The 14,739-nt window shown below is 69.9% G+C and carries 16 protein-coding genes; 11 read left to right on the top strand and 5 right to left on the bottom strand.

The features are described from left to right. Positions 1–672, top strand: coding sequence for a TPM domain-containing protein (locus A7E77_RS10655; protein WP_063687872.1), 672 nt, complete (start codon positions 1–3; stop codon positions 670–672). After that, entirely contained in the window at positions 669–1,196 is a 528-nt protein-coding gene (locus A7E77_RS10650; RefSeq protein WP_063687870.1) for an NUDIX hydrolase, read from the top strand. The genes A7E77_RS10655 and A7E77_RS10650 overlap by 4 nt, the downstream gene beginning before the upstream one ends. A 128-nt stretch (positions 1,197–1,324) precedes the next feature. Here the strand turns inward: A7E77_RS10650 and A7E77_RS10645 are convergent, their stop codons facing one another. Both A7E77_RS10645 and hrpB read right to left on the bottom strand, forming a co-directional pair. After that, the gene (locus A7E77_RS10645; protein WP_063687868.1) at positions 1,325–1,606 is read right to left on the bottom strand and encodes an ETC complex I subunit; all 282 of its coding nucleotides are present in this window, start codon (positions 1,604–1,606) and stop codon (positions 1,325–1,327) included. A gap of 10 nt (positions 1,607–1,616) precedes the next feature. Beyond that, positions 1,617–4,082 carry an ATP-dependent helicase HrpB gene (gene hrpB, locus A7E77_RS10640; protein ID WP_063689894.1) on the bottom strand — a complete coding sequence of 822 codons (2,466 nt, stop codon included), beginning with the start codon at positions 4,080–4,082 and terminating at the stop codon, positions 1,617–1,619. 94 nt (positions 4,083–4,176) lie between these two features. On the opposite strand from hrpB, the gene A7E77_RS10635 reads away from it, so the two are divergent. Further along, positions 4,177–4,497 carry a hypothetical protein gene (locus tag A7E77_RS10635; protein ID WP_078462272.1) on the top strand — a complete coding sequence of 107 codons (321 nt, stop codon included), beginning with the start codon at positions 4,177–4,179 and terminating at the stop codon, positions 4,495–4,497. A 519-nt stretch (positions 4,498–5,016) separates the two neighbouring features. Continuing rightward, a complete protein-coding gene (locus tag A7E77_RS10630) occupies positions 5,017–5,955 on the top strand; it encodes a cation diffusion facilitator family transporter (RefSeq protein ID WP_063687864.1) in 939 nt (312 codons plus the stop codon). Between the two features lie 381 nt (positions 5,956–6,336). Here the strand turns inward: A7E77_RS10630 and A7E77_RS10625 are convergent, their stop codons facing one another. Beyond that, complete coding sequence (locus tag A7E77_RS10625; protein WP_043060425.1) at positions 6,337–7,347, bottom strand: polyprenyl synthetase family protein; 1,011 nt, start codon at positions 7,345–7,347, stop codon at positions 6,337–6,339. A gap of 66 nt (positions 7,348–7,413) precedes the next feature. Here A7E77_RS10625 and A7E77_RS10620 point away from each other — a divergent pair, with 66 nt between their 5' ends. From A7E77_RS10620 to A7E77_RS10600, 5 genes are all read left to right on the top strand, one after another. Beyond that, a complete protein-coding gene (locus tag A7E77_RS10620; RefSeq protein ID WP_043060426.1) occupies positions 7,414–7,728 on the top strand; it encodes a chorismate mutase in 315 nt (104 codons plus the stop codon). Between the two features lie 23 nt (positions 7,729–7,751). After that, positions 7,752–8,159: a DUF2147 domain-containing protein gene (locus tag A7E77_RS10615; protein WP_063687862.1), complete on the top strand. Its 408-nt coding sequence runs from the start codon at positions 7,752–7,754 to the stop codon at positions 8,157–8,159. Beyond that, positions 8,156–8,815, top strand: coding sequence for a dTMP kinase (gene tmk, locus A7E77_RS10610; protein WP_063687860.1), 660 nt, complete (start codon positions 8,156–8,158; stop codon positions 8,813–8,815). Before A7E77_RS10615 ends, tmk begins: the two co-directional genes overlap by 4 nt. 202 nt (positions 8,816–9,017) lie before the next feature. Further along, positions 9,018–9,578, top strand: a complete 561-nt coding sequence (locus A7E77_RS10605) for a hypothetical protein (protein ID WP_063687858.1) — start codon at positions 9,018–9,020, stop codon at positions 9,576–9,578. Further along, positions 9,575–11,053, top strand: coding sequence for a PepSY-associated TM helix domain-containing protein (locus A7E77_RS10600; RefSeq protein WP_063687856.1), 1,479 nt, complete (start codon positions 9,575–9,577; stop codon positions 11,051–11,053). The genes A7E77_RS10605 and A7E77_RS10600 overlap by 4 nt, the downstream gene beginning before the upstream one ends. Positions 11,054–11,107: 54 nt before the next feature. Here the strand turns inward: A7E77_RS10600 and A7E77_RS10595 are convergent, their stop codons facing one another. Together A7E77_RS10595 and A7E77_RS10590 are read right to left on the bottom strand one after the other, a co-directional pair. Continuing rightward, on the bottom strand, positions 11,108–11,572 hold the full coding sequence (locus A7E77_RS10595; protein WP_020486387.1) for a hypothetical protein: 465 nt from the start codon (positions 11,570–11,572) through the stop codon (positions 11,108–11,110). A gap of 116 nt (positions 11,573–11,688) precedes the next feature. Beyond that, the gene (locus A7E77_RS10590; protein ID WP_063687854.1) at positions 11,689–12,774 is read right to left on the bottom strand and encodes a CobW family GTP-binding protein; all 1,086 of its coding nucleotides are present in this window, start codon (positions 12,772–12,774) and stop codon (positions 11,689–11,691) included. Between the two features lie 140 nt (positions 12,775–12,914). Here A7E77_RS10590 and A7E77_RS10585 point away from each other — a divergent pair, with 140 nt between their 5' ends. Then, positions 12,915–14,150 carry a GTP-binding protein gene (locus tag A7E77_RS10585; RefSeq protein WP_192929964.1) on the top strand — a complete coding sequence of 412 codons (1,236 nt, stop codon included), beginning with the start codon at positions 12,915–12,917 and terminating at the stop codon, positions 14,148–14,150. Positions 14,151–14,158: 8 nt separating this feature from the next. Continuing rightward, the gene (locus tag A7E77_RS10580; RefSeq protein ID WP_226341720.1) at positions 14,159–14,737 is read left to right on the top strand and encodes a DUF1826 domain-containing protein; all 579 of its coding nucleotides are present in this window, start codon (positions 14,159–14,161) and stop codon (positions 14,735–14,737) included. Positions 14,738–14,739 lie beyond the last annotated feature (2 nt).

Raw genomic sequence — 14,739 nt, 5'->3', positions numbered from 1 at the left:
ATGCGCCTGACCCCCGCCGATGCCGCCCGCGTCGCCGAAGCCGTGGCAGAGGCCGAGCGCACCACCTCGGGCGAGATCGTCACGATCGTCGCACACCGATCCGACAAATATCACGACGTCGCACTGCATTGGGCGGTGCTGGCGATGCTGCTCGTCCTCGCGCTGCTCGCGCTCTGGCCGGGGATCGCGGTGACATTCCACGGTCTCGTCGCCAATCCCTGGGACGGCGCGCCCGCGCCCGGCGGGTTGTTCACGGTGGCGCTGGTACTGCTCGCCACGACCTTCCTGATCGTCCGCGTCGCGCTTGCCTGGATGCCGCTCCGCCTCGCGCTGACGCCCAAGGGCACCGCCGCCCGCCGCGTCCGCGCCCGTGCGCTGATGCTGTTCCGCGCCAGCGCCGAGGCCCGCACCCGCGATGCGACCGGCGTGCTGCTGTACCTCTCGCTCGACGAACATCGCGCCGAGCTGATCGCAGACGCTGCGATCCACTCCCGGGTCGCGCCCGAAGTCTGGGGCGCCGCGATGGCGGCGCTCATCACCGCAACGCGCGACGGCCGCCCCGGCGACGGCATGGCAGAGGCGATCCGTCAGATCGGCATCGTTCTCACCGAACACTTTCCGCCGCGCGCCGACGATACCAACGAACTGCCGGACCGCCTGATTCAGCTATGACGACCGAGACGATGTGGCAGGGCAAATACCTGTCGGTCCGCAAGGCGGGCACCTGGGAATATGCCGAGCGCAACGGCGGCATCGGCGCCGCGGTGATCGTCGCGATCGATGCCGAGGGGCAGTTGCTGCTCGTCGAGCAATATCGCGTGCCTTTGGGCCGCCCCTGCCTCGAACTCCCCGCCGGCCTGGTCGGCGACGAAAGCGCCGGCGAAAGCATCGCCTCGGCCGCCCGCCGCGAGCTGGAGGAGGAAACCGGCTATCACGCCCAATTCGTCGAGGAGCGCGGCGAGTATTTTTCCTCGCCCGGCATGACCTCGGAAAGCTTCACGCTCGTGCTGGCGACCGGCCTCACCCGCACCGGCGACGGCGGCGGCGATGCCGACGAGAACATCACCGTCCACCGCGTGCCGCTATCGGGCGTCGAAGGCTTCGTCGCGGAGAAACGCCGCGCCGGCGTCGCGATCGACGCCAAGATGCTGCTGCTGCTCGGCAGCGGAATCGTCGCGGAGATGATGGGGCGGTAAACCCACCCCAATCGTCATTCCCGCGAAGGCGGGAATCCAGAAACGCTACCGCCCCGGCTCAAGCCGCAACGTCAGAGGTTATGGATTCCCGCCTCCGCGGGAATGACGGTGCGTGTTGGAAAACGCCCTTACCGGAAATTATCCGCGTACGCCTGCAGCTTCAGCTTGCGCTCCGGCGCCGGAATCAGCTCGTAATCGAAGCCCTGCGTCTCGCAATAGGCGATCGCCGCTTCGGCCGACGGGAAGCTCAGCCGCACCTGTTCGCGCGTATCGCCGCTGCCCGCCCAGCCGGTCAGCGGATCGGGCTGCTTCGGCTCGGCCGGTTCGAACTCGAGGGCCCAGGTGTGCGTGCGGGCCTTGCCCGATTGCATGGCGTTCTTGGGGCGCTGGAAGATGCGGGCGGTAGGCATAGACGCCCCTTTAGCGCGTCCCGCCGCCCCGTGCATCCGCCTTTTTCGTCCGCAACGTCGCGGTCGCCGCGGCGGGATCGTCGGGCCAGGGATGTTTGGGATAGCGCCCGCGCATCTCCTTCGCGACCGCGCTCCAGCTGCCCGCCCAGAAGCCCGGCAGGTCGCGCGTCGTCTGGATCGGCCGTCCGGCGGGCGAAGTGAGGCTCAGCACCAGCGGCACGCGCCCCGACCCGATACAGGGATGCTCCCCCAGTCCGAACAGCGCCTGCACGCGCAGCTCCACCTTCGGCCCGCCCTCCGCCGCATAGTCGATCGCGTGCGTGCTCCCTGCGGGGCTGGTGAAGTCGGCAGGCGCCAGCCGATCGATCTGCCGCATGGCATCCCAACCGATCAGCGTGCGCACCGCATCGGTCAACGCCCCCGCCGGTATCGCATCGAGCCGCCGCCGCCCGACCAGCAGCGCCGGCAGCCATTCGTCCAGCCGCTCGACCAGCATGTCTTCCAGCGGCACGCCCGCATAGTCCGCCCGCGCCCGCAGCGCCGCCGCCCCCGCGCTCCACGGCAGCAGCGCCAGCCCATGCGTCCGCACGCCCTCCAGCAAGGCCGCGGCGATGGCATCCGGCTCCGCCCCCGCGTCCGGCCCCGACGACAGCCGCAGCGCGCCCAGCCGCCGCTCGCGCAGCGTCACCACGCCGCCGCTCGCCGCATCGAACGTCACCGTCCGCCGCGTCTCGATCCGGTCGGCGAACAGGCGCTCGATCGTCGCCAGCGCGATCGGCGCCGCCGCCAGGATGCGCGCGCCCGATGCCGCCCCCTGCGTCTCCGCCACCGCCAGCCACGCATGCCGCGCCAGCGGCAGCGTCGGGTCGAGCCGGAAGCCACGCCCGCCCGCCGACGCCCATAATTCGCCGCTCGCATCCCGCGCCTTCGCGATCCGGTCGGGGAAGGCCAGCGCGATCGCCACCTCCACGCCCGCGCCGTCGATCCGCAGCGGCTCGCCCACCGGCTTGCCCGCCAGCGCCGTCCACCGCTCCGCCAGCCGCCGCGCCGCGGTCGCCTTCGTCCCCCGGTCGCTCCGCCAGCGCCGCAGCCGCACCTCGAGGTCGGGATCGTTGCCGCCCAGCCCGCGCTCGGACAATAGCACCGCCACCTCGGCGGCGAGCGCGCCCTGCCCCATCGCCCCCGCGCGCAGCAGCATATGCGCCAGGCGCGGCGGCATCGGCATCGCCGCGACGCGCCGCCCGTGCGCGGTCGGCCGCCCGTCGCCGTCGATCGCCTCGATCGCGGCCAGCCGCTCGCGCGCCTCCGCCACCGCCGCGGCGGGCGGCGGATCGAGCCACGCAAGGTCGCGCGGATCGCCGACGCCCCAGATCGCACTCGCCAGCACCAGTCCCGACAGATCCGCTTCCACGATCTCCGGCGGGTCGAATCGCGGCAGGCCGCCCGTCGCCGCTTCTTCCCACAGGCGATAGGCGACGCCCGGTCCCTGCCGCGCCGCACGCCCGGCGCGCTGCGTCACCGCCGCCTGGCTCGCGCGCTCGGTCACCAGCCGCGTCATCCCCGCCGCCCGGTCGTAGCGCGGCCGCCGCGCCAGCCCCGAATCGACGACGATGCGGATGCCGTCCAGCGTCAGGCTGGTCTCCGCAATGCCCGTCGCCAGCACCAGCTTGCGCGCGCCATCGGGCTCGGGCCGGATCGCCGCGCGCTGCGCCGCCGGCTCCATGCTGCCGTGCAGGTGATGCACCCGGATCGTCTCCGGCAGCCCCTCCAACCGCTCCGCCGTCCGCTCGATCTCGGCGACGCCGGGCAGAAACGCGAGCACGCCGCCCTCCGCCTCGCGCAGCGCCTGCCGGATCGCACTCGCCATCGCATCCTCGATCCGGCCATCACCGCTGCGCCCTAGATAGCGCAGGGCGAGCGGATAGCTGCGCCCCTCGCTCTCGATCACGGGCGCCCCCTGCTCCGTGGCGCCCAGCAGGCGCGAAAAGCGCGCCCCGTCCAGCGTCGCCGACATCGCCACCAGCCGCAGGTCGGGCCTCAGCGCGCCCTGCGCATCCAGCGCCAGCGCCAGACCGAAATCGCCGTCCAGGCTGCGCTCATGCACCTCGTCGAACAGCACCGCCGATACGCCGGTCAGCTCGGGATCGGCCTGGATACGCGCGACGAAGATGCCCTCCGTCACCACCGTCACCCGCGTCTCCGCGGACCGCTTGCTGTCCATCCGCGTCGCATAGCCATAGGTGCCGCCCGCGCTTTCCCCCGCCAGCGCCGCCATCCGTTCCGCCGCCGCACGCGCCGCCAGTCGCCGCGGCGACAGCAGCAGCACCTCGCCCGTACACCAGTCCTCGCCCAGCAGCGCCGGCGCCACCGCGGTCGTCTTGCCCGCCCCCGGCGGCGCGACGAGCACGGCGTTGCTCCCGGTCCGCAACGCGGCGAGCAGGTCGGGCAGGACGGCGAAAATCGGCAGGTCGGTCACGATGCGCGGCTTCTTGCCACGGATCGCCCCGCGACGCGACCGCACGGCGCTGCTATGCTCCACGCCCGCGCAAATCGACGCGCGCAGGAGACATATGATGGGTCTGTTGGACGGCATCCTCGGCCAGATGGGCGACAATCCGATTCTCACCAACCTCGCCGAAAAGATCGGCCTCTCCCCCGAACAGGTCGCCCAGGCGATCGCCGCGCTGGGTGCCGCGCACGCCGAACCAGGCGACACGGTGGCCGGCGCCGCCGATTCGACCGGCCTGCCCCCCGACGTCCTGCACCAGATCCTCGCCCACCTCGGCGGCGAAGGCGCCCTCGCCAACATCGGCGGCCTGCTCGGCGGCGAAGGCAACGGCGCGCTCGGCAATCTGGGCGGCATGCTCGGCGGCTTCTTCGGCAAGTCTTGAGGGCGCGCGCCTACTCCCCTCTCGTCACCCCGGGCTAGCCCCGGGGTCCCGCTTCTTTCGCGCTCGCCCCAAAAAGCGGCCCCCCGGCTCTCCGGCCGGGGTGACGAGGGAAAAGGCCCGCCACCCCAAATCCCCCAAACGAATGAGAGCGCGAGGCACGCCCCAAACACCCCCGTCACCCCGGACTCGTTCCGGGGTCCACTCCGCGGCGAGGGGGACGGCCACAGACTCCAGCCTCCCCCCGCGGCCCGGTGGACCCCGGACCAAGTCCGGGGTGACGAAGGAGATGAGGCACCCCGCCAGACCCACACTCCCGTCACCCCGGGCTCGACCCGGGGTCCCGCTTCTTCCCGCAGTTGCCTCAAAAAGCGGGACCCCGGCTCTTCGGCCGGGGTGACGGGGGGGGGTGTGGCGAACGTCCCCCGCACCAGCCGCCGCAACGCCCCCCGACAATCGATGCGCTAGTATCACGCACCGCCGCAGTGATACGACCACCCCACAACCACCCGGACGAGATCATTGGGCGCCCATCACCACCACGGCCACGCGCACGACCATAGCAAACACGGCCACAGCCACGGCGGCCACGGCCATTCCCACGCCCCCGCATCGTTCGACCGCGCCTTCGCGATCGGTATCGCGCTCAACATCGCTTATGTCCTGGCCGAAGGTGGCGCCGGCCTGTGGACGGGATCGGTCGCGTTGCTCGCCGACGCAGGCCACAATCTGTCCGACGTGCTCGGCCTCGCCGTCGCCTGGGGCGGCGCCGCGCTCGCCCGCAGTGCGCCCTCCAAGCGCTTCACCTATGGCCTCAAAGGCTCGACGATCCTCGCCGCGCTCGCCAACGCGCTGCTGCTGCTCGTCGCGTTGGGGGCGATCGTGCTGGAGGCGGTGCAGCGGATCGGCGACCCGCCGGTGCTCGCCGGCCTCACCGTGTCGACCGTCGCGGGCATCGGCATCGCCGTCAACGCCTTCACCGCCTGGCTGTTCGCGCGCGGGCGCAAGCACGACATCAACGTGCGCGGCGCCTATCTCCACATGCTCAGCGACGCAGTCGTTTCGGCGGGCGTCGTCCTCGCCGGCCTCGCGATCTGGGCGACCGGCCTCGGCTGGATCGATCCGATCGTCAGCCTCGTCATCGCCGCGCTGATCTTCTGGCAGACCTGGGGCCTGCTGCGCGAGACGGTCGAAATGAGCCTCTCCGCCGTGCCGCGCCACATCGATTATGACGCGGTCACCGCCGCGCTCGCCGCGCTGCCCGGCGTCGCGCGCGTCCACGACCTCCATATCTGGCCGATGTCGACCACAGAACCCGTGCTCACCGCGCATCTGGTCATGTCCGGGCGCTATCCGGGCGACGCCTTCCTCGTGGACGCACGCGCGATGCTCCACGACCGCTTCGGCATCGGCCATACGACGCTGCAGGTCGAAACGGGTAGCGATTGCGCGAGCTGTTGAGCCCCGCTCAGCCCCACCCACGTCCGTCATCCCCGCGAAGGCGGGGATCCAGATTGGCTAGCCTGTCGACTCCAGCGAAGCGGTAGCGGTTACGGATTCCTGCCTGCGCGGGAAGGACGTGAGAAGGAGAGTGTTGGACACCACCCCTCGCAAGCTGCTGACCAAGCAGCGCAATCCTGCCCTGACAGCACTCTGTCTCAGCCCTGAATTACCGCCCATTCCAAAACGATAGCTCCACATCGTTTCGGTCAAGGTGTTCATGGTGTCCATAACGCGCATCTGACCTGACGTCGGACGGGTTCGGCTGGGCCGACCCGCCGGCCGGGCCGGGCGCTGCTCGCTATGCTCGCAGCGGCGCGGGCGTGGCCGCGCCTGCGCCCGTCAGTACGCGCGGGCCACCGCGAATTCGACCGCCTCGATCATCGCGTCCTTCGCCTTCCCGTTCGGGAAGTGCCCGATCGCATCGATCGCGCGCTGGCCGTAATGCCGCGCCCGCGCCAGCGTGTCGTCGACCGCACGCGTCTTGCGCACCAAGTCGATGGCGTGCGCAAAATCCTCGTCCGACGCGCGCCGTCCCTCGACCGCATCCTTCCAGAACTTGCGGTCGGTCTCGTCGCCGCGCGCATAGGCCAGGATGACGGGCAGCGTCATCTTGCCTTCGCGGAAGTCGTCGCCCGCGTCCTTGCCCATCGTGCCCGCGTCCGACACGTAATCGATCGCATCGTCGACCAGCTGGAACGCGATGCCCAGGTATCGGCCGTACGCATCCAGCGCCAGCTCGTCCGCCTCGCTCCGCTCCGCCACCACCGCCGCGATCCGACAGGCGGCCGCGAACAGCGCCGCGGTCTTGGCGTTGATGATGTCGAGGTAACGGTCCTCGCCCAGGTCGATCCGCCGCGCCGCGGTCAGCTGGTTGACCTCGCCCTCCGCGATGACGGCGCTGGCGTTGGACAGGATCTTCAGCACCTTCAGGCTGCCGTCCTCGACCATCAGTTCGAAGCTGCGGCTGAACAGGAAGTCGCCGACCAGCACGCTCGCCGGATTGCCCCAGATCAGGTTCGCCGCCCGCTTACCGCGCCGCATGTCCGACCCGTCGACCACATCGTCGTGCAGCAGCGTCGCGGTGTGGATGAACTCCACCGATGCCGCCAGCCGGTGGTGCCGCGTGCCGGTGTAGCCGATCAGCCGCGCACTCGCGAGCGTCAGCATCGGCCGCATGCGCTTGCCGCCGCCCGCGATCAGATGCCCGGCGAGCTCGGGGATCAGCGGGATCTGCGACTGCATGCGATCCAGGATCACCGCATTGACGGCGTTCATGTCGGCCGCGACCAATTGGAGCATCGGCTCCAGCGACGGTTCGGGACGATCGAGGCGGTGGATGGTGGCGGTCATCTCGCCACGCGCTGTGGCCGCTGGCGCCCCCGAACGCAAGTCTTGCTCGCGCCCGCAACAACGCTCATGGGGGTCGGACTTGACCATCGAAGGGGGCGACCGGTGAGCGACGACGTGCTGCAAGGCTATCGCAAGAGCATCGACAATATCGATGCCGCGCTCGTCCATCTGCTCGCCGAGCGGTTCAAGGTGACGCAGGCGGTCGGCCGGCACAAGGCGACCAGCGGCCTGCCCGCCGCCGATCCAGGTCGCGAGGAACGCCAGATCGCGCGCCTGCGCCGCCTCGCCGAAGACGCCGAACTCGATCCCGAATTCAGCGAGAAATTCCTGCGCTTCATCATCGACGAAGTGATCCGCCACCACGAACAGTTGCGCGGCTGACCCTCGCCAACCATCTGATCGACGTGTCCGTCCTCTCGTTCCTTGCCGCTCTGCCGCTCGCGCTTCAGTCCGCCACGCTACCGGCGGACCCGCATGCGCCGATCATCGGCAATTGGCACAACCCCAAGAACACCGTCGCGGTGCGCACCGGGCGGTGCGGCTCGAACCTGTGCGGCTGGGTCATCCGTGCCTCGGACAAGGCGAAGGCCGACGTCGCGAACAAGGGCTATCCGCCGCTGATCGGCACCGCGCTGTTGCGGGGCTATCGCACCAACGGCAAGGGCCGCTGGGCGGGGCAGATCTACGTCCCCGACATGGGCCGCGCCTTCGGGTCGACCGTCACGATGATCGATGCCGATACGCTGAACGTGAAGGGCTGCCTGATCGGCGGCTTCATCTGCAAATCGCAGATATGGCGCCGGGAATCATGACCCCGCGCGGCGCGTTCATCGCGGTCGAGGGCGTCGACGGGTCGGGCAAGAGCGGCGTCGTCCGCGCGCTCGTCGCCGCGTTGCAGGCCGCGGGGCATGACGTCGTCGCCACCCGCGAACCCGGCGGCACGCCGCAGGGCGAGGCGTTGCGCGGCCTGCTGCTCGCCGGCGACGACGCGGCATGGGAACCGCGCGCCGAACTGCTGCTGATGACCGCCGCGCGTGTCCAGCACGCCGCGCACGTCATCCGCCCCGGCGTCGCCGCCGGCCGGATCGTCGTCTCGGATCGCTACGCCGGCTCGACGCTCGCCTATCAGGGCGCCGGCCGCGGCATGGATGAAGCGCTGATCCGCGGCCTCCACGCGACGATGCTCGACGATCTATGGCCTGACCTGACCCTGGTCCTCGACCTCGACCCGGCGATCGGCCTCACCCGCAGCCGCAAGCGCCTGTCCGACGAGGCGATCGACGAAGGCCGCTTCGAAAGCCTCGCCCTCCCCTTCCACCAGCGCATCCGGGCCTCGTTCCTGGCACAGGCCGCCGCGGCACCCGACCGGCATGCGATCATCGCCGCCGACGACACGCCGGAGGCGGTGCGCGAGACGGCATGGCGTACGGTGCGCGACTTTCTGGCACGCGGCGACGCACGCACCTGACCGGCCCGGAGAGCGTTTGAGCCAGCCTCGACCAACCACCGCCTATTTGATATTGATTCGCATTACGGCTCGCACTAGGTCGTCGTTCGGAAGGGGGACCGATGACACCGACCGTACATGCGCCTGCCCGCACCGTCCCGAATCGCCTGACGCCGCGTCCGGCTGACGGGCCGTCAGGCCGAGCCCCGATCGGACGACCGGCATGATCGCGCTGCCCGCACTCCTCGCCATCGCAGGCGGCATCGCCGGTGCCACGCTGCTGCGCCGCGCCTGGGCCGATCGTCAGCGCGAGCGACCCGACCTGATCGCGGCGGGCTGGGCAGTGATCGGCGGCACGATCCTGGCCGACGCCGCCTGGATCGGCTGGATCCGGGGCGGCGCGCTCGCCGTCGTCGCGGTCGGCATCGGTGCGCTGATCGTCCTCATCCGGGGCCGGACCGTAAAGGCCACGCGCGCCACCCGCGCCACCACCGCGCCGTCCGAGCCCGACGAACCGTCCAGGGCGTGGCGCGGCGTGCTGAAGACGATCCTGGCCGGGCCGCTCGGGCTGGCCGCCGCCGTGGCCATCGCCTATTGCGCCGCCGCCTGGGTGCCCGGCGCGCCGCCCACCCGTGTGCTGATCGGCGGGCTCACGATCCCCATCGTCTGGGCGCTGGCGATGATCTGGACGCTCGCCGACCCCCGTCTGATGCGGTCGCTCGCCATGATCGTCACCACGACACTGACCGGCTTCGCGCTCGCCGCCTTGCAGGGACCGGTATGACCAAAGCCGCCAAGACGGACGCGCCGCGCGGCTGGCCGCTGGCGCCGGGCACGGTGCGCGCCGTGCTCAACGGGCATGGCATCCTCGGCCTCGCCTTCGCCGCCCTCATCTATCTCGTCTGCCTCACCGGCACGCTCGCCGTCTTCGCCGGGGACATCGCACGGTGGGAAGCGCCCGGCACACCCGTGGCGAACAAGTTCGCCCCCGGCGCGCTCGATCGCGCGGTCAAGGCGGCGCAGACCGGCGGCCCGGCACAGGCAACGCTCTATCTGACGCTGCCCTCCCCCGCCCAGGACGGCGCCCGCATCCTCGCCTATACGCCAGCCGAGCACCACGACTGGGCGATCGCCCGCGACGGCACGCTGACCGAACAGCACACGCCGTTCAGCGAATTTCTGATCGATCTCCACATCGCGCTGCACCTGCCGCGGACATGGGGCGCGATGCTCGTCGGGCTGACCGGCGTCGCGCTGCTATCCGTTCTGATCTCGGGCATCCTCGCGCATCCGCGCGTCTTCAAGGACGCCTTCAGCCTGCGACGCGGCGGCGCACGGCGCTTGCAGGAGGCGGATCTGCACAACCGCCTCGGCACCTGGGCGCTGCCGTTCCACGTCACCATCGCGCTGACGGGTGCGATCCTGGGGCTGACCACGCTGATCGTCGGCGTGCTTGCGATGCTGCTCTACGGCGGCAACACCGCGCGCGTGTACGGCTTCTTCTTCGAGCCACCGCCCGCCGCAAACGCCGCCGCCCAGCCGCTGCCCGCCCTCGCCCCCTTGTTGCTGGACGCCCGCCGCCGCAGCGACGGCGCCGCCCCGCAGCAACTGATGATCGAACGCGCCGGCCGGGCCGATGCGCGCATCGCCATCACCTCGCGCCGCGACCGCCTGCTCGTGCCGCAGGACACGACCGTGTTCGACGCGCGCGGCCGGATGGTGACGGACCGCCACCCCGCTGATCTGCCCGCCGGCGTGACGCTGCTGGGCGGGATCGGCCAGCTTCACTTCGGCTGGTTCGGCGGCTTGCCGGTGCGGCTGCTCTACGGTCTGTTGGGTCTCGCCCTCTGCCTCGTCACGTCGAGCGGCGTGACGATCTGGCTCGCCCGCCGCCGCGACCGCGGCCGCGCCGTGCCGCTGTGGGAACGGCTGTGGACGGCGGTCGCCTGGGGCCAGCCCGTCGCGCTGGCGCTCACCGCCGCGGCGTCCCTCGCGCTGCCGACCTTCGGCGACGCCCTGATATGGCTGTGGCTTGCGCTGACGCTCGCCCTGCTGCTCGCCGCGGGGCTGTCCCGACAATTCGGCGCGGCGGCCGGGTCGATCGGCGCGCGTCAGGCCGTGGGCGGTACGCTCCTCGGGGTCGCCCTCTTCTACCTGCTCATGCGTCCCGTCGACGTCTCGGGTCTGGGAGTGGAGGCCGCCCTGCTGCTCGGCGGCGCGCTGCTGCTTCGGCGGCCCGCGACGCATCGCATCGCCTGACGCGCGTCATCGAAGGAACGGCAGCGCTGCGGGCAACGCTGCCGTGCCGAACGATCAGGGCTGATAGGGCAGCGACGATTGGTGCAGGACGATGCGCACCTTGCCATCCTCGCACGCCTTGAACACGAAGCTCTTGTTCACGAAGATGTGGCTGTCGTCCTGGCCGATGAAATGCACGTTGCACTGCACGATCGCCAGATCGCCGTGCAGGATGAAGTCCTCCTTGCTGTACCACACCTTGACCCAGGGCTTCAGCTTGAACCCCTTGTCGTCGGGAAAGGCCTCGCTCCCGCCCGTGAAATAGGCCAGCGCGCCCTCCTTCGTCGGGCGGTAGGTCTGGGTGCCGAAGGTCAGCGTCGGCTTGAACAGCACCTTGCCATGGTCATAGTCGTAATTGTCGCTCAGCACCCGTTCCGCCACCGCGCGCGGATCGCCGCCTTCGGCATGTGCCTTGCCGACCGCCACGACATTGTCGCACCACGTCTGCAAGGCCGTATGGACCATCTCTTCGGTAAACATCGTATTCACTCCCGTTGAAAATAATGGGCGGCCGGATCGTCGCCGGCCGCCGGTGGCGCGCGATCGCTACGCGCGCGCGGAGGCGGCAGTGTCGTCGCCCCGGATCACGCCGACCATCACGGCGTCACGCTCTCGATCAGTCCCTGCAGGTCGACGCCGTTCAGGCCCACGGTCATCAGCGCCAACGTGCCCCGCAATTCTTCGGGATCGATGTTGCGCGTGACGAACACCATCCGCGTGCGCCGGTCCGCCGACGGCCAGCGATCGAGTTCGATCGGCGGGTGGAAGACGTGCTGCACCCCGTGAATGACCACCGGCGCGTCATGCCCGACGAGGTTCACGATGCCCTTCACGCGCAGCAGGTCGGCGCCCTTGAACATGGTCAGCAGCCCCAGCCAGCGATCGAAGGCGAGCGGCTCCAGCGGCGTATCGAACGTCAGGCAGGTCGCGCGGATACCGGCATCGTGCCGGTTCACGTCATGATGGTGATGGTGGTGATGGCCGGCATGCGCGGCCTCGTGCGCCAGCCAGCGATTGACGTCCTCGCTCTTGCTGGCCGGGTCCCATAGCCCCACGTCGAACAGCGATGCGGGGTCGACCGCGCCGTTGGTCACCGCGATGATCGGCGCGCCGGGGTTCAGCGCGGCCAGCCGGTCGCGGATCGCCTGCTGTGACGTCGCATCGCTAAGGTCGGTCTTGGTCAGCAGCAGCCGGTCGGCGACGGCCGCCTGCTTCACCGCTTCCGGCTGGGCGTCCAGCGTCGCCATGCCCGCCGCCGCATCGACCGTCGCGATGACCGCATCCAGCCGATAGAGCGGCGCCAGCTGCGGATCGGTCATCAGCGTGTGCAGGATCGGTGCGGGATCGGCCAGCCCGGTGGTTTCGATCACCACGCGGTCGAACCAGCACTCGCCGTCGCGGGCGAAGCGCCACGGCGCGTCGCGCAGCGTCCGCGACAGGTCGCCGCGGATGGTGCAGCACAGGCAGCCGCCCATCATCTCGACGACCAGATCCTCGTTCGATCGGGCGATCAATTCGTGATCCAGCCCCACCGCGCCGAACTCGTTGATGACGACCAAAGCCCGCGCCATGCCGGGGGACCGGACCAGATGGTTGAGGACGGTTGTCTTGCCACTGCCGAGAAAGCCGGTCAGCACCGACACGGGAATACGCGTGCCCGGCCCCTCTGGAACGCTGCTCATGCCACACGCCTCGCCGCGACGGCGCCACGGCCCGCCCTCACCTGCATCGGTCCACGCGGTTTCATGATCAGGATGTCACTGGACATCGTTGGGCATCTCTGGATAGGTCATGTTGTAACATATCACATTGGACCGTCATCATGGCAAGCCTCTCCCCATCCGACACCCGTCTGCCCGTGACCGTCCTGTCCGGCTTCCTCGGCGCGGGCAAGACGACGCTGCTCAACCATATCCTCGCCAATCGCGAAGGGCGGCGCGTGGCGGTGATCGTCAACGACATGTCGGAAGTGAACATCGACGCCGATCTCGTGCGCGGCGGAGAGGCGGCGTTGTCGCGGTCGGAGGAGGCATTGGTCGAAATGACCAACGGCTGCATCTGCTGCACCTTGCGCGACGATCTGCTCGCCGAGGTGCGCACGCTCGCCGAGGCCGGGCGGTTCGACTATCTGGTGATCGAATCGACCGGCATTTCCGAACCCCTGCCGGTCGCCACCACCTTCTCCTTCCGTGACGAGGACGGCGTGTCGCTGGGCGACGTCGCGCGGCTCGACACGATGGTGACGGTGGTCGACGCGCTCAACCTGCTGGCCGATTATTCCAGCCAGGATTTCCTCGCCGATCGCGGCGAGAGCATGGGGGAAGACGATACGCGCAGTCTCGTCGGCCTGCTGGTCGAGCAGATCGAGTTCGCCGACGTCGTGATCGTCAACAAGGCCTCGTCGGTGTCCGCAGAGCAATTGGCCACGGTCAAGAAGCTCGTCGCCAGCCTGAACGCCGATGCGGTGATCGTGACCGCCGATCAGGCGCGCGTCGACCTCGACCTCGTGCTCGCCACCGGGATGTTCGACGAAGAGAAAGCGGCGCGCCACCCGCTGTGGGCCAAGGAGCTGTACGGCTATGCCCACCATCAGCCCGAAACCGAGGAATATGGGATCGAAAGCTTCGTCTATCGCGCCCGCGCGCCGTTCGATCCGGCGCGCTTCTATGCGTTCCTGACCGAAGGGGGGCTCGAAAATGTCGTGCGGGCCAAGGGGCATTTCTGGCTCGCGACGCGCCCCGACTGGGTCGGCGAGCTGGCGGTGGCGGGCAGCCAGACGACCACCTCGCGGATGGGCCGCTGGTGGGCCGCGGTGCCCAAGCATCACTGGCCCGACGACGGCCGCTTCGAAGACTTCGTTGCCCAGCATTGGGACGACATCTGGGGCGACCGCCGACAGGAAATCGTATTCATAGGCATAACCATGGACGAACCCTCCCTCCGGCGCCGGCTCGACGCATGCTTGGTGGCCGCCTCTGCCTTTACCCCGACGCTGTGGACGTCGCTGCCAGACCCATTCCCGGCTTGGGGTGAGCGCCAGCTGGAGACCTCCGTATGACGCCCGCCATGCTAGAGGACGTCGTTGCCTTCGGTTATGATCGCATGTCGCTCGACGCAATCGCCCGCCCGAAAACAGCGCTGGCGATCTGGTGGCGCCCGCTCCCCGACGCACTGCAGGCCGGACTGGCTGCGCTGGACCTCGACACGGTCGATGACGTGACGCTGGACCTCGACGCGGACGCGCCGCTCGATGATACGCTGCGCGACGCTGGCTACCCCGACGATATCGCCACCCCGCTTGCTGCGGACATCGGCCTCCTGCTCCGGCGGCAGGCAGCGCTGACCGGTGACGATCACCTCCGGCTGCGGCTCGAAGTGATCGAGACAGATGCCTGCCGGCGCTTCCATGCCGACTATGTCACGCTGCGGCTGCTATGCACCTATGCGGGGCCGGGAACGCAATGGTGCCGCGCCGCGGCGCCGGATGCGATCTGCGAGGTGCCGACCGGCGCAGTCGGCGTCTTCAAAGGCCGGATGCTGCTCGATCCCCCGACCGGCCTCCACCGATCACCGCCCATCGCCGCCACGGGCGGACAGCGCCTGATCCTCGTGATCGACCCTATTCGTAGCAACGATGGAATGTAGCG

Origin of the sequence: Sphingomonas sp. NIC1, assembly GCF_001638925.1 — a bacterium.
Classification (GTDB): domain Bacteria; phylum Pseudomonadota; class Alphaproteobacteria; order Sphingomonadales; family Sphingomonadaceae; genus Sphingomonas; species Sphingomonas aquatilis.
The sequence above is the reverse complement of the archived record's forward strand: the minus strand, read 5'-3'. Positions and strand labels throughout refer to the sequence as shown.

Coding starts and splice junctions, on each gene's coding strand:
- A7E77_RS10605 (WP_063687858.1), top strand. CDS start 9,018: ATGATCGCGCTGCCCGCACTCCTCGCCATCGCAGGCGGCATCGCCGGT.
- A7E77_RS10600 (WP_063687856.1), top strand. CDS start 9,575: ATGACCAAAGCCGCCAAGACGGACGCGCCGCGCGGCTGGCCGCTGGCG.
- A7E77_RS10650 (WP_063687870.1), top strand. CDS start 669: ATGACGACCGAGACGATGTGGCAGGGCAAATACCTGTCGGTCCGCAAG.
- A7E77_RS10620 (WP_043060426.1), top strand. CDS start 7,414: ATGGGGGTCGGACTTGACCATCGAAGGGGGCGACCGGTGAGCGACGAC.
- A7E77_RS10645 (WP_063687868.1), bottom strand. CDS start 1,606: ATGCCTACCGCCCGCATCTTCCAGCGCCCCAAGAACGCCATGCAATCG.
- A7E77_RS10580 (WP_226341720.1), top strand. CDS start 14,159: ATGCTAGAGGACGTCGTTGCCTTCGGTTATGATCGCATGTCGCTCGAC.
- tmk (WP_063687860.1), top strand. CDS start 8,156: ATGACCCCGCGCGGCGCGTTCATCGCGGTCGAGGGCGTCGACGGGTCG.
- A7E77_RS10585 (WP_192929964.1), top strand. CDS start 12,915: ATGGCAAGCCTCTCCCCATCCGACACCCGTCTGCCCGTGACCGTCCTG.
- A7E77_RS10635 (WP_078462272.1), top strand. CDS start 4,177: ATGATGGGTCTGTTGGACGGCATCCTCGGCCAGATGGGCGACAATCCG.
- A7E77_RS10655 (WP_063687872.1), top strand. CDS start 1: ATGCGCCTGACCCCCGCCGATGCCGCCCGCGTCGCCGAAGCCGTGGCA.
- A7E77_RS10625 (WP_043060425.1), bottom strand. CDS start 7,347: ATGACCGCCACCATCCACCGCCTCGATCGTCCCGAACCGTCGCTGGAG.
- A7E77_RS10590 (WP_063687854.1), bottom strand. CDS start 12,774: ATGAGCAGCGTTCCAGAGGGGCCGGGCACGCGTATTCCCGTGTCGGTG.
- A7E77_RS10595 (WP_020486387.1), bottom strand. CDS start 11,572: ATGTTTACCGAAGAGATGGTCCATACGGCCTTGCAGACGTGGTGCGAC.